This window comes from Nonomuraea sp. NPDC052129, from assembly GCF_040680095.1.
Lineage (GTDB): Bacteria > Actinomycetota > Actinomycetes > Streptosporangiales > Streptosporangiaceae > Nonomuraea.
In genome coordinates this window covers 109,664-122,022 of sequence record NZ_JBFAVX010000014.1, presented here as the reverse complement: position 1 = coordinate 122,022, position 12,359 = coordinate 109,664, and the positions used below count along the sequence as shown (strand labels likewise).

The 12,359-nt window shown below is 68.3% G+C and carries 13 protein-coding genes; 7 read left to right on the top strand and 6 right to left on the bottom strand.

Translation table 11 applies throughout. The features are described 5' to 3' along the window. Positions 1-30: 30 nt before the first annotated feature. Complete coding sequence (gene vanY-N / locus AB0L53_RS28965; protein ID WP_364000136.1) at positions 31-603, top strand: D,D-peptidase/D,D-carboxypeptidase VanY-N; 573 nt, start codon at positions 31-33, stop codon at positions 601-603. A 24-nt stretch (positions 604-627) separates the two neighbouring features. Here the strand turns inward: vanY-N and AB0L53_RS28960 are convergent, their stop codons facing one another. The 5 genes from AB0L53_RS28960 to AB0L53_RS28940 are packed head-to-tail and all read right to left on the bottom strand — an operon-like array spanning position 628 to position 7,291. Beyond that, entirely contained in the window at positions 628-2,109 is a 1,482-nt protein-coding gene (locus AB0L53_RS28960; protein ID WP_364000133.1) for an alpha-N-arabinofuranosidase, read from the bottom strand. Between the two features lie 3 nt (positions 2,110-2,112). Next, entirely contained in the window at positions 2,113-4,239 is a 2,127-nt protein-coding gene (locus tag AB0L53_RS28955; RefSeq protein ID WP_364000130.1) for a family 43 glycosylhydrolase, read from the bottom strand. 3 nt (positions 4,240-4,242) lie between these two features. Continuing rightward, complete coding sequence (locus AB0L53_RS28950; protein ID WP_364000127.1) at positions 4,243-5,052, bottom strand: carbohydrate ABC transporter permease; 810 nt, start codon at positions 5,050-5,052, stop codon at positions 4,243-4,245. Next, positions 5,049-5,960, bottom strand: a complete 912-nt coding sequence (locus AB0L53_RS28945) for a sugar ABC transporter permease (protein ID WP_364000124.1) — start codon at positions 5,958-5,960, stop codon at positions 5,049-5,051. The genes AB0L53_RS28950 and AB0L53_RS28945 overlap by 4 nt, the downstream gene beginning before the upstream one ends. Beyond that, the gene (locus AB0L53_RS28940; protein ID WP_364000122.1) at positions 5,960-7,291 is read right to left on the bottom strand and encodes an ABC transporter substrate-binding protein; all 1,332 of its coding nucleotides are present in this window, start codon (positions 7,289-7,291) and stop codon (positions 5,960-5,962) included. The genes AB0L53_RS28945 and AB0L53_RS28940 overlap by 1 nt, the downstream gene beginning before the upstream one ends. Before the next feature lie 134 nt (positions 7,292-7,425). On the opposite strand from AB0L53_RS28940, the gene AB0L53_RS28935 reads away from it, so the two are divergent. The 5 genes from AB0L53_RS28935 to AB0L53_RS28915 all read left to right on the top strand — a co-directional run bounded on the left by AB0L53_RS28935 (position 7,426) and on the right by AB0L53_RS28915 (position 12,043). Further along, positions 7,426-8,445 carry a LacI family DNA-binding transcriptional regulator gene (locus AB0L53_RS28935; protein WP_364000120.1) on the top strand — a complete coding sequence of 340 codons (1,020 nt, stop codon included), beginning with the start codon at positions 7,426-7,428 and terminating at the stop codon, positions 8,443-8,445. Between the two features lie 38 nt (positions 8,446-8,483). After that, entirely contained in the window at positions 8,484-8,720 is a 237-nt protein-coding gene (locus AB0L53_RS28930) for a hypothetical protein (protein ID WP_364000117.1), read from the top strand. A gap of 234 nt (positions 8,721-8,954) precedes the next feature. Continuing rightward, entirely contained in the window at positions 8,955-10,112 is a 1,158-nt protein-coding gene (locus AB0L53_RS28925; protein ID WP_364000114.1) for a S1 family peptidase, read from the top strand. 88 nt (positions 10,113-10,200) lie between these two features. After that, the gene (locus AB0L53_RS28920) at positions 10,201-11,097 is read left to right on the top strand and encodes a LysR family transcriptional regulator (protein ID WP_364000111.1); all 897 of its coding nucleotides are present in this window, start codon (positions 10,201-10,203) and stop codon (positions 11,095-11,097) included. 76 nt (positions 11,098-11,173) lie between these two features. Next, entirely contained in the window at positions 11,174-12,043 is an 870-nt protein-coding gene (locus AB0L53_RS28915; RefSeq protein ID WP_364000108.1) for an alpha/beta fold hydrolase, read from the top strand. Here the strand turns inward: AB0L53_RS28915 and AB0L53_RS28910 are convergent. Further along, positions 12,038-12,196 carry a hypothetical protein gene (locus AB0L53_RS28910; RefSeq protein WP_364000105.1) on the bottom strand — a complete coding sequence of 53 codons (159 nt, stop codon included), beginning with the start codon at positions 12,194-12,196 and terminating at the stop codon, positions 12,038-12,040. The two genes, AB0L53_RS28915 and AB0L53_RS28910, sit on opposite strands and share 6 nt — an antisense overlap. Positions 12,197-12,202: 6 nt before the next feature. Here AB0L53_RS28910 and AB0L53_RS28905 point away from each other — a divergent pair, with 6 nt between their 5' ends. Then, on the top strand, positions 12,203-12,355 hold the full coding sequence (locus AB0L53_RS28905) for a hypothetical protein (RefSeq protein ID WP_364000103.1): 153 nt from the start codon (positions 12,203-12,205) through the stop codon (positions 12,353-12,355). Positions 12,356-12,359: the final 4 nt, after the last annotated feature.

The following is a 12,359-nucleotide window of genomic DNA, read 5'->3' as shown; positions in this document are numbered from 1 at the left end:
CACGCACATTCGGCGTCAAGCCTAGTCGCCATGAACGAGCCACGCACGATCCCACCTCGGCCCCGAGATCGGCTGTACGCCGCGGTCACACTGGTGCTCGCCGTGCTCCTGCTGCCCGCGGCGTTCGTCCGCCGTCCCGGCCGCGCCCGCGAACTGGCCTGCCGCTGGGCGCTGTGGATGCGATTCCCCGCCGAGGACCTCACCGGGCTCACCGACGGCGCCATGGCGGCGTTCACCGCGGCGCGTACCGAGGCGCTGTGGCGTCACGGCCAGCTCATCGGCCTCACCTCGGGATACCGCGATCCCGTCGTCCAGCAGCGGATGTTCGACGAGGAGGTGCGCCGCTCCGGCTCCCCGGCCTCGGCCCGCATGCTCGTGTTACCACCGGCGGAGTCCAGCCACGTCAAGGGCATCGCGCTGGACGTGCGCCCGCACGAAGGCGCGCGCTGGCTCCAGGAACACGGCGCCCGCTACGACCTCTACCGCATGTACGACAACGAGTGGTGGCACTTCGAGCACCGCCCGGACAGGTGCGGCACGCCCCCACGCCGACGACCTCACCCCGGCGTGGGCTACGTCATCGAGAACGGGGGTCAGACGTAGCCCATGCGCTACAGGGCAGAGTAGTTATCGCTGATCGCGCAGACTTTCGTACTCCGCAAGGATCATCGTCCACGAGGCGGCGGGCAACCGCGCCGTCAGCCGGTCACCGTCAGCCTGTACGGCCAGCGGCCGCGGAAGGGCCTCCACCCGGTGCGGGTCGTCCCCGGCGGCGATCACCGAGGCCGACACCGGCCTGACCGCCGCCGGGAGCCGGACGGAGAGGTCGAGGTCCTGGTCGGGCGACCGGTTGACGGCGAACAGCGCCACCTGGGGCCCGTCGACGGTGGCCACCGCCGACAGCGCGGGCGCCTCGCCGTACCGTTCGGTCTCCAGGAGTGGCCCGGACGGCTCCACCCGCAGCACGGTGCCGCGCGCGTGCCGGGCCGTCAGCGCGAAGGGGTGGAAGATCGTCTGACGCCAGGCCGGGCCGCCGGGCTCGGTCCTGATCGGCGCGATGATGTTGGCCAGCTGCGCCTGGCAGGCGATGCTCACTCGGTCGGCGTGCCGCAGCAGCGTGATCAGGAAGTCCCCCACCACCACGGCGTCAGCGGCGGTGAAGGTGTCCTCGATCAGCTCCGGCGCCTCCTGGAACGGCGAGCGCTCGCGCCCGGTGAACCGGCTCTGGTTCCAGACGTTCCACTCGTCGAAGGACAGGTTGATCTTCTTCTTGCGCCGGAGCTTCGCCCCGATGTGGTCGGCCGTGGCCACGATGGCCGAGATGTAGCGGTCCATGTCCACGGCGCTGCAGAGGAAGCCGGGCAGGTCGCCGTTCTCCTCGTAGTAGTTGTGCAGCGACAGGTAGTCGACCGCGTCGTAGGCGTGTTCGAGCACGGTGGCCTCCCACGCGCCGAACGTCGGCATCCCGCTGTTGGAGCTGCCGGACAGTACCAGCTCGATGCCGGGGTCGACGAGCCGCATGGCCTTGGCGGTCTCGTTCGCGAGCCGTCCGTACTCGTGCGCGGTCTTGTGGCCGATCTGCCAGGGTCCGTCCATCTCGTTGCCGAGACACCAGAGCTTGATCCCGTACGGGTCGGTCACTCCGTGTTTGACCCGCAGGTCCGACCACTGCGTACCCGAGGGGTGGTTGGCGTATTCCAGCAGGTCACAGGCCTCCTGGATGCCCCGGGTGCCGAGGTTGACGGCCATCATCGGCTCCACCCCGGCGGCCCGGGTCCAGGTCATGAACTCGTTGAGCCCGAACGCGTTCGTCTCGATCTGCCGCCAGGCCAGGTCCAGCCGGGAGGGCCGGTCGGGGCCGACGCCGTCCTCCCAGCGGTAGCCGGAGACGAAATTGCCTCCCGGGTAGCGGACCACGCTCACACCCATCTCGCGGGTCAGCTCCAGCACGTCGGTGCGGAAGCCGTTGTCGTCCGCGGCCGGGTGGCCCGGTTCGTAGATGCCGGTGTAGACGCACCGGCCCATGTGCTCGACGAACGAGCCGAACAGGCGCCGGTCGACGGGGGCGATGCGGAAAGAGGGGTCAAGGGTCAGGTGTGCTTGCGGCACAGGTCAGGCTCCTCGGTAGACGCGTACGTAGTCGAAGTCGGCGTTGACGGCCGGCTGGGCCCCTCCGTGGGCGACCAGGCCGACGCGCACGTCCGTGTCCTTGGGGAAGGTCCACACGCCGCCCCAGGTCCAGGTCTTGCCGTCGCGGCTGGATCCGGCGCGGAACTCGTGCTCCCCGTTGGCCGGGTCCACGTGGTGCGCCAGCCGCAGCCAGGTGGTCTTGGCGGGCGGGCCGACGATGTTGCCGCCGTAGGACAGGCGGCCGGCGAAGGTCAGCTCGCGACCGTACTCGACCTGGCGGGTGTTCCAGATGGCGACCTGGGACAGGCGGGCGAAGTCGTCGTCGGAGGCGTAGGCGATCAGCCCGGCCTGCTGGTAGTTGCGTACGGCGTCCTCGCCCAGGTCGAGCGTGACCTTGGTCTCCACGACGTAGTCGCCCTTGGGAGCCTCGCGCAGCAGCGCCGACGCCTTGTTGCCGGCCCCGACCAGGTCGGTGCCCTGGACGGGCCAGCGCAGCACGCCCTCCTCGGTCTTGGCCGCGGTATCTTGCCGCACCCAGGTCCAGCGGGAGTCGAGCGGCCCGTTGAACTCGTCGGCGTCCAGCAGCCTGCCCGAACGCGGCGTCGGCGCCGCCTTGGTGACGGCTTTGAACAGCGGGGTGGCGGAGACGTTGTCGAAGTCGGCGCCCCCGTCGGCGACCAGCCCGATCGGGCCGTTCGCGCGGCCGGTGACGGTGACGCTCGCCTGCGGGTCACGGAGCCGGTCCTCGGTCACCTCGGCGGTGATCGTCCGTCCCTTGACGGTGACGGCTAGGTTGTGCCAGGTCGCGGCCCCTCCGGGCAGCGCCACCGTACGGGACGCGCCGCCCGAGGTGAGCGTCAACCCGTCGCGCGAGACGACCGCGGTCGTGCCACCTATGCGAATCCCAGCGGACTTGTCCGTCTTGAGGTCGGTCTCGACGCGCATGTCCCCGCCGAGCGACTTGCGGCTGATGAGCGTGCCCTGGCCACGGACATACCCATCCTGTACGGTCCAGCCGGCCGTGTTCCGCCAGCCCGACAGATCGCCCGCGAACCGATCGTCCACGACCCCGCGGGTCACCGGCGTCTCCCGCGACTGCTCGGAAGGCCCGGCCCCCGCGCGCACGGCCGGCCAGCCGTCGATCCAGTCCAGCCGGTCCAGCAGCATGGGCCGCTCGTTGATCCCGTACGGCTCGTCCAGGAACGGGTCGCTTCGATCGATGGCGTGGTAGAGCATCCAGTCCTGACCGGAAAGGTCGGTGAGCTGGGCGTGATGGCCGGTGCCGATGAAGCGGTTGCCGTTCTGGTCCAGGACCGGGGTGCCACCGGCGCGCGAGGCCAGCAGCGGCACGCCCTCGCGATCGACGAACGGCCCGCGCGGGCTGGTCGAGCGCCCGGCCAGCACCGAGTAGCCGGTGGTCGGCCCGGCGCAGCAGTTCGCCGAGGAGCCGAGCAGGTAGTAGTAGCCGTCGTGGCGCACCACGTACGCGCCCTCGAACTTGTTGTCGATCGCGACCTGTTGTGGCTGCCCGGTGGCGCGCAGCCCGTCGGCGGACAGCTCGGTCACCCACAGGCCGCCGAAGAACCCGCCGAAGTACAGGTACTTGCGCCCGTCCACGTCGGTGAACTGCGAGGGGTCGATCGTGTTCCAGTATGAGTTGCCCGAGGGCCGCGGGGCGACGACCGGGGCGTCGATGTGCGTCCACGGCCCGGTCGGCGTGGGTGCCGTGGCGGCGCCGATCGAGTAGTCCCAGTTGGCGGGCGTGGTAGCGGTGTCGGTGACGGTGAAGTACATGACGTACCGGCCGTCGAGGTAACGGATGTCCGGGGCCCAGAACAGGCTGCCCGGCGCCGCGTACGACGGCAGGTTGTCCGGCCCGAACGCGTCGCCCACGTAGGTCCAGTTGACCAGGTCGCTGGAGCGGGAGATCGGCAGCCTGTGCAGGACCTTCTCGCCCTCGCGCAGCGGGTCCGAGGTGCCGTAGGAGTACCAGTAGCCGTCCTGCCCGCGGATCACCGACGGGTCGGCGAACGTGTCGGAGAAGGAGCCGGACACCGGATTGGTGAAGAGGGAGAGGATCAGTGTGGCGATGACAGCCAAGTGGTGCATGTGTCAGCCCTTCAGGCCACTACGAGAGATGCCTTCGATGACGTACCGCTGGGTCAGACTGAAGAGGATCAGGACGGGGATGCTGGCCAGTACCGCGCCCGCCATGATCACCGGATAGTGGATCGTGTACGCGCCCTGCAGGATCGACAGGCCCGGCGGCAGCGTGAAGTACTCCGGGCTGAAGATCACGTAGATCGGCCAGATGAAGTCGTTCCAGTTGGACAGGAAGCTCAGCACGGCCAGCGTGGCCAGCGCGGGCCGCGACAGCGGCAGTGTGATCCGCCAGAAGATGTGCCAGTGGTTGGCGCCCTCCATCAGCGCGGCCTCGTCCAGCTCACGCGGCAGCCCGACGAAGAACTGCCGCAGGAAGAACACCCCGAACGCGCCCGCCGACCCCGGCACGATGAGCGCCGTCAGGCTGTCCAGCCAGCCGAGTTGGTCGACGATCAGGAACTGCGGGATGAGGAAGACGAACCCCGGCACCAGCAGCGTGCCGACGATCATCCCGAACATCAGCTTCTTGCCGCGGAACTCCAGCCTGGCCAGCGCGTACGCGGCCAGCGACGACACCGCGAGCACCAGCAGCATGTGCCCGGTGGCGGCGATGACACTGTTGGCGAACCAGCGCAGCACCGGCGTGTCCGTGGTGCCCTGGAAGACCGTCCCGTACGCGGACGTCGTCGGCTCGGCGGGCAGCAGCGTGGGCGGCACCCGGGTGGCTTCGGTCTGCGTCTTGAACGACACGCCCAAGGCCCACACCAGCGGCCCCACGAACACTACGGCGAGGGCCAGCAGGCCCGTGTACCGCTTCATGACCGGGTCCTGAACAGCCGGAAGTTGACCACGCTGATCAAGATCAGCAACAGCGTGAGCAGGTAGCTCATGGCCGAGGCGCTGCCCATCTTGTACTCCCTGAGCCCCTGCTGGAGCATGTACATGATCGCGGTCCGCGTCTCCCCGCCCGGCGCCCCCTGGGTCAGCAGGTACGACTGCCCGAACATGTTCGCCGAGGCCAGGATCGTCGTCGTCACCACGAACAGCGCGACGGGCCGCAGCCCCGGCAGCGTGACGTGGACGAACTCGCCCCACCGCCCCGCGCCGTCCACCTTCGCCGCGTCGTAAAGCTCACGCGGGATGTCCTGCATCCCGGCCAGGTAGATCACCGCGTTGAACCCGAGCGTCCACCAGACCGTCACCCCGACCAGCGCGATCCAGGCCCACGGCGTCGCGGTGGTCCAGGGGATCGGCGTGCCGAGTATCCAGGCGACCAGGCCGAGGTTCGGGTCGAGCAGCAGCCGCCACATCAGGCACACCACCGCCACGCCCAGCACGAACGGCGCGAAGAACAGCCCCCGGAAGAACGTCCTGCCCCGGAAGGGCCGGTTGAGCAGCAACGCCACCCCGAGCGGCAGCACCACCAGGAACGGCACGCTGAACACGGTGAAGATCCCGGTCGCCCGCATCGACATCCAGAAGTCGCCGTAGACGGGCGACTGGGCATCGAACAGCGCCGTGTAGTTGTCCAGGCCGACGAACGGCTTGCCTTCGAGCATGTAGTCCCAGTCGTGCAGGCTCACCCAGATCCCGAACAGGGCCGGGGCCAGCACGAACACCGAGAACAGGATCAGGTACGGCGCCAGGAACAGGTACGGCGTCGCCTTGCCCGATCGGGGAACGCGCACTTCCTGCTCCAGCGTCTCTTCCGCCGAGATCGCGACCATCAGGCGCCGTACTTCTTCCGGTTGGCCTCAAGGATCTTGTCGGCCTTGGCGGCGGCCTCCGTGAGCGCGTCCTTGGGGCTCTTCTTGAGCAGGATCGCCGCGTTGATCGCCTGGTCGACGGCCGCGAAGGCGTCCCCGATGCCCGCCACCGACGGCGGGAAGTACAGGTAGTCGATCTGGGTGCCGATCGTGGCCTGCTCCTTCAGCGCCGCGAACTCCGCGCCGTCGCGGATCGACTTGCGGGCCGGCACCTGGCCGCCCTTGGCCCACTCCAGCGAGTGACCGCTGATCCAGTTGATGAACACCTTGGCCGCGGTCAGCTTGTTCTGGTCGGGCGTACGCTGCTTGAACACCACGAACTGGTGCGAGCCCGCCCACGCCGCCGGCTTCGTCCCGATCTGCGGGAGTGGCGCGACGCCCCACTCCAGGTTCTTGATCTCCTTGAGCGTGTTGATGGACCAGATGCCGTTCCAGTTGAAGGCGGCCTTGCCGTTCTGCAGGGCGATGAAGTCGGCGTCCTGGCCGACGTTCTTGGGGCTGTAGCCCTTGTTGACGAGGTCGACGAGCCAGGTCAGGGCCTGCACGCCGGGGTCCTCGGCGAAGCGCGAGACGCCGGCGTCGTCGGCGAAGTGCTGGCCGCCGTTCTGGTAGAGCAGCGACCCGAACTGCATGCTTCCGGTGAACGGGAACGGCGTGGCCCAGTGCCCCTGGATGCCCGCCTTCTTCAGCGCCTCCAGCGCCGTCATGTACTCCTCGCCGGTCTTGGGCGGCTGCTCCGGGTCGAGCCCGGCCTGCTTCATGACCGCCTTGTTGTAGAAGAAGCCGAGCGGATGCACGTCGAGCGGGATCGAGTAGCGCGCGCCCTTGTAGACGCCGGCCTTCCAGACCGGCGGGGAGAAGTCCGCCTCGGTGAGGCTGAGCGCGTTGGCCACGTCGTCGAGGGGCAGGACCACCTGCCGTGCCGCGTTGGTGGCGACGCTGTCGACGTGCATGATGCCGATGTCAGGGCCTTGACCTGCGGAGACGGCCGCGGGGACCTTCGCGTAGTAGTCCTCCCACTTGTAGACGTTCATCGACACCTTGATGTTCTGGTGCTCGGCGTTGAACTGGTCCACCAGCTTCTTCATGACCGGGCCGTCGCCGCCGGTGAAGCCGTTCCAGAACTTCAGCGAGACTGAGGCACCGGTGTATTCGGTGGGTGCCGCCGTGGTCGCCGGCGCCTGCGCCTGCTTGGGGCCGCCGCCGCCTCCGCCGCAGCCCGTGGCGCCGATGACCAGCGCACCGAGGCCCAGTCCCAATGCGTGCCGCCTGGAGAGGTTGTCGAGGGACATGCCAGATCACTCCTGCCCGTGAGGTTACGGACGTTCTACAACGTTGGTTCCAACGTTGTAAATTACCTGGCGCCAGTTCGTTACATCGTTGTAAACCAGGTAGGGTTCGCGACGGCGAAGGGGGCGAAGGGGGCATGGTGCGGCCGAGGCTGAAGGACGTCGCCGAACTGGCCGGGGTGTCGATCAAGACCGTGTCCAACGTGGTCAACGACTATCCCCATGTCAGCGGCGAGACACGGGCCCGGGTGGAGGCGGCGATAGCCGAGCTCTCCTACCGGCCGAACCTGTCGGCGCGCAGCCTGCGCCAGGGCCGCTCCGGCGTGGTCGCGCTGGCGGTGCCCGACCTGGACAACCCCTACTTCGCCGAACTGGCCACGAACGTCATCGAGGCGGCCGACCGGCGCGGCTGGACCGTGCTCATCGACCAGACCCAGGGCGACCGGGCCAAGGAACGCGTGGTGATCTCCGGGATCCGCGACCACCTCATCGACGGGCTGCTGTTCAGCCCGCTCGCGCTCACGGGCAAGGACCTGGCCGGGCGCGACGAGCGTACGCCGATGGTGCTGCTCGGGGAGCGCATCGGGATGGGCCGCTCGCCGTACGATCACGTCGGCATCGACAACGTGGCCGCCGCGCGGGCGGCCACCCTGCACCTGGCCGAGCGCGGCGCGCGCAGGATCGCCGCCATCGGCGTGCAGCGCACGGCCGTCGCCGCGACGGGCCGCCTGCGGCTGAAGGGCTACCAGCAGGCGCTCGCCGAGGCCGGCGTCGCGGCCGACCCGTCACTGGTCGCGCCGGTCGCACGCTGGGGGCGCGCCGACGGCGCCGAGGCCATGAGCCGCCTGCTCGACTCCGGCGCGCCGGACGCGGTCTTCTGCTTCAACGACACGCTCGCGCTGGGCGCCCTGCGAACGCTGCTCAAGCGGGGGTACGAGGTGCCGGGCGGCGTGATGGTGATGGGGTTCGACGACATCCAGGACGGCCGGTTCGCCACGCCCACACTGTCGACCGTGGCGCCCGACAAGGCGCTGATCGCGCAGGCGGCGGTGGACCTGCTGGCCGAGCGACTGGGCGGCGGGACGGAGAAGGCACACGAGGTGTGCGTGCCGCATCGACTGGCATTTCGGGAGAGTACGGATTTGCCGGGGAAGTAGCCTCGACGGAATATCGAGCCGCAAATCGAACTTTCGGGTTGATCGCCATACCCGCCTGGCCGGCCGCCAGGAAAGGCCGCTGGCCAGAGGCCGCCATGCTGGCCGGGCCGTGGGAGGCATGGGAGACGTTCTGGCGCGCGGCCCTGGGGACCGGCGACTTCAGGGTGGGGTTCAGGATGGAGATCGTCGGGGCGGTGGTGGCCGTCTGCGTGCTGGTCTGGCTGCTCGTACTGCTCCACACCGCCCTCTTCCTCAGTGGTGGCTGGGCGGGGTGACGGATACAGCACCCGTGAAGAATCCATCCACTTCGAATCCACAGCCGCCTGTCAAAGTCAACGTGAAAGATCTGAGCGTCCAGAACAGAGAAAGGCACGACCCGCGTGCGAAGAAGAGCGAGCTGGAGACTGGCCACGGCATTCAGCCTGGTCGTCGTTGCCGGCCTGGTCGCCGTTCCTGATACGGCGCTGGCCGCTCCCGTTATCCGGCTGTCCGCCCCCGCGAAGTTACGGGTGGCGGACGTTCCCGGTTCCGTCGACTACCTGACGAAGAAATACGGCATCAGTGTCGACGAGGCGATGCGCCGGCTGGAGTTGCAGCGAACCTCGGGGGCCCTGCACACCGTGCTCGCCCGCGACTATGCCGACACCTATGCGGGGTCCTGGATCGACCAGGAGCACGGTGGCGTGCTGGTCATCGCGAGTACCGCCGCCGACGCGCTGACCCCCGCGCTGAGCGCGATCCCGGACCGGAACCACGTCCGCGTCGCGGCCGCGCGGCACTCCCTCAAGGAGCTGGAGGTGAAGGCCGCCGACGTCGGTGCCCGTCTCGGGCTCACGCCCGAGCAGGCGCCGGTGATCAACGAGCAGAAGAACCGCGTCGAACTGCACAACCAGGCCGCGGCCGCGGTACGCGGTTCGGCCAGCCGGCTCGCCACAGCCGGCGACCTGGACGTCACCGTGATCGATCCGCCGACCATCACGCCCCAGCGGGGCCCGTGCGAGATCCAGGCGTGTTTCCCCCCGATGCGCGGCGGCTTGCGGCTGGACCTCTACGACGTGAACTACAACAAGCTCAAGGGCGACTTCTGCACCAGCGGCTTCAATGTGAAGGGCTCGAACGGGTGGAAGTACACGCTTACGGCGGGACATTGTCTCATCGGTGAGAGCTATTACACGAAGCACACTGACGTCTTCGTCGGCCGTCGCGAAGTCTCAACCAGGAACTCGGAATATCCGGCGGATGGAGCGCTCATGCCGTTCGTCACCAGGGGCTTCACTGAATACGTGAAAACCTGGGCGAAATGGCCGTATAACACGGTGATCCACTACAGCGCCAAGGCATTCCCGATATTCGGAATGTGGACGTTTGGCGACGTCCGTGTCGGCTGGGTGGTGTGTTCGACCGGCGCGCGGTCGAACAACACCAGGTGCGGCGACATCACGAAAAAGGATGGAGGCTTCCAGTCGAACATCTGCACCCAGTCCGGGGACAGCGGCAGCCCGCTCTACAGTGAGGTCGACAACAAGGCCTACGGGATTCTGCATGGGTCCGCAGGGCTGGGCTGTTGGGCCGGCAAAACGTCTTACTGGTCATCGCTGACGTACATCTTCAATATGGCGAAGAAATCCGGTCTTACCTTCGAGCTGGTCACCGACCCCGACCCGTAACGACAGGCCGCGCGCCCAGAAACGTCGAAACATTAGGGGAAGCGATTATTTCCTCTCAAGTCGATCGCCGTTCGCTATGCTCGACGTCATGGCCGACTTCGAGCTACGCCACCTGAGGACCATGGCCGCCATAGCCGAGGAAGGAACATTCGGGCGGGCAGCGCTCCGGCTTGGCTACACCCAATCGTCGGTGAGCCAGCAGATCGCCGCGCTGGAGAAGGCCGTCGGTGGCGCCGTCTTCGATCGGCCCGGAGGTCCGAGGCCGGTACGAATCACTCGCCTTGGCGAGGTTGTCCTGGCCCACGGACGCGATCTGCTCACACGAGCGGAGGCGCTGGCCGACGCCGTCGATCGCTTCAGGACGGGTAACGGCCGGATCGACATCGGCACCTTTCAGGGCGCGACCAACCTGATCCTGCCGGCCGTCGTGCGCCGGCTGCTGAGCGAGCACCCCGGCTGCGACATCAGGCTGTCCGAGGTGGAACCGGAGGATCCACAGATCGGAGATCTTGACCTGTTGTTCCACTACGGCCGGATCGAAGGCGACGTCGAGCACGTCGAGCTGCTCGACGAGCCCTATCTCCTGGTGGCCGGCGTCGGCGCGTTCCCCGATGGTCCGGTACGGGTGAAGCTGCTCGACGATGCTCCGATGGTCGCTTGGCCTCCCACCTATCACCAAACATGGTTGGAGCGGGAGCTGGCCGGCGCCGGCGCGCGGCCACGGATCGTGTTCCGAACCGCCGGCCACGAAACCATCGTGTCGATGGTGCGGGCGGGCATCGGGTCGGCGGTGCTGCCGTGGCTCGCCCTTCACGGATCCGATGCCTGGTCCGACGACCGGCTCAGCATCCACCAACTGCGACCATCGCCCGCTACCACGTGGTATCTGTACTGGCCGGCCGGCCGCACTCAGTCGCCGCTCGCGACCCGAGCCATCGCCATCGCCGCCGAAGGCGCCAAAGAGCTGGCCAGCCAGATTCTGTGAACATCGCTACAGGCGATCATATTGATCGATAATCATCGCTTTTCACGATGGAGTAGCGGTACTTAGCCTTCCAGGCATGAACGCTCATCAATCCCATGGCGAGCAGCTCCTGTCGATCAACGGCGTCGAGCTGTGCGTGGAGACCTTCGGAGACCGCGCGACCTCGGCGATCATGTTGGTGGCCGGGGCGGGGGCCTCGATGCTGTGGTGGGACGCCGAACTGTGCGAACGCATCGCCGCTCGTGGCCGGTTCGTGGTCCGGTACGACCATCGAGACACCGGCCGGTCGACCTGCTACCCGCCGGGACAGCCCACCTATTCCCTCACCGACCTGGCCCTGGACGTGCTCGGCATTCAGGACGCCCTGGGCATCGAACGCGCCCACGTGGTCTGTCAGTCGATGTCCGGCGGCATCGGACTCATTCTCGGTGTGGACCATCCCGATCGGGTCGCGTCGCTGACGTTCGTCTCGACCTCGACCGGCGCCGACGACCTGCCGCCGCCGTCAAGCGACCTGGCCATGCCGGCCGAGCCGGATTCCTCCGACGCGGCCGCGCTCGTCGAGTACGTGGTCGCCGGCGCGAGGGCCTGCGCCGGTGGCTCGCCGTACTTCGACGAGGCCGCGATCCGCGCGTTGGCCGAACGTGACGTGGCGCGCGCCAGGAACTACGCCTCGACTCTGGCCAATCACTACGCCATCGAGTTCGACGAGCCGACCCAAGGGGGCTTCGGCGACATCGCGGCCCCGACACTCGTGGCCCACGGCGACCACGACCCACTCCTGCCGCTGCCGCACGGCAAGGCGCTCCGCGACGCCATCCCCGGCGCCGAGCTGCTGGTCCTGGAAGGGGCCGGACACGATCTGCCGGGGCCGGTATGGGATGACCTCGTGTCGGCCCTGGTACGGCACACGGAAGAAGGCAACCCGGAAGAAGGCCGTTCATGAACCGGCTGCGGTCGGCGCTCTGGCTGCCGCGCTGGCGGCGATCGCGATGGCGACCGAGCGGCTGCGGCTCGGCTCGATGGCTTCTTCCCGGCCAATCTCGAGCACCCCGACCAGCTCGCCGAGGTCGTCGCCACCCTCACCGAACTGCGCCACGGTGAGATGGACTCGTACGACATCGCCGTCGGTCTGCCGCTCGGCGTCGATCCCGAGCCGTACGCGAAGGCCGGGGCGACCTGGTGGCTGCCGGAGTTCGACCCGAGGGTACGGCTCGACGTCGTGCGTGGCGTACTCCGCGATGGCCCAGTCGGGTGACGCG

Coding starts and splice junctions, on each gene's coding strand:
- AB0L53_RS28940 (WP_364000122.1), bottom strand. CDS start 7,291: ATGTCCCTCGACAACCTCTCCAGGCGGCACGCATTGGGACTGGGCCTC.
- AB0L53_RS28945 (WP_364000124.1), bottom strand. CDS start 5,960: ATGGTCGCGATCTCGGCGGAAGAGACGCTGGAGCAGGAAGTGCGCGTT.
- AB0L53_RS28915 (WP_364000108.1), top strand. CDS start 11,174: ATGAACGCTCATCAATCCCATGGCGAGCAGCTCCTGTCGATCAACGGC.
- AB0L53_RS28950 (WP_364000127.1), bottom strand. CDS start 5,052: ATGAAGCGGTACACGGGCCTGCTGGCCCTCGCCGTAGTGTTCGTGGGG.
- vanY-N (WP_364000136.1), top strand. CDS start 31: ATGAACGAGCCACGCACGATCCCACCTCGGCCCCGAGATCGGCTGTAC.
- AB0L53_RS28935 (WP_364000120.1), top strand. CDS start 7,426: ATGGTGCGGCCGAGGCTGAAGGACGTCGCCGAACTGGCCGGGGTGTCG.
- AB0L53_RS28955 (WP_364000130.1), bottom strand. CDS start 4,239: ATGCACCACTTGGCTGTCATCGCCACACTGATCCTCTCCCTCTTCACC.
- AB0L53_RS28905 (WP_364000103.1), top strand. CDS start 12,203: ATGGACTCGTACGACATCGCCGTCGGTCTGCCGCTCGGCGTCGATCCC.
- AB0L53_RS28920 (WP_364000111.1), top strand. CDS start 10,201: ATGGCCGACTTCGAGCTACGCCACCTGAGGACCATGGCCGCCATAGCC.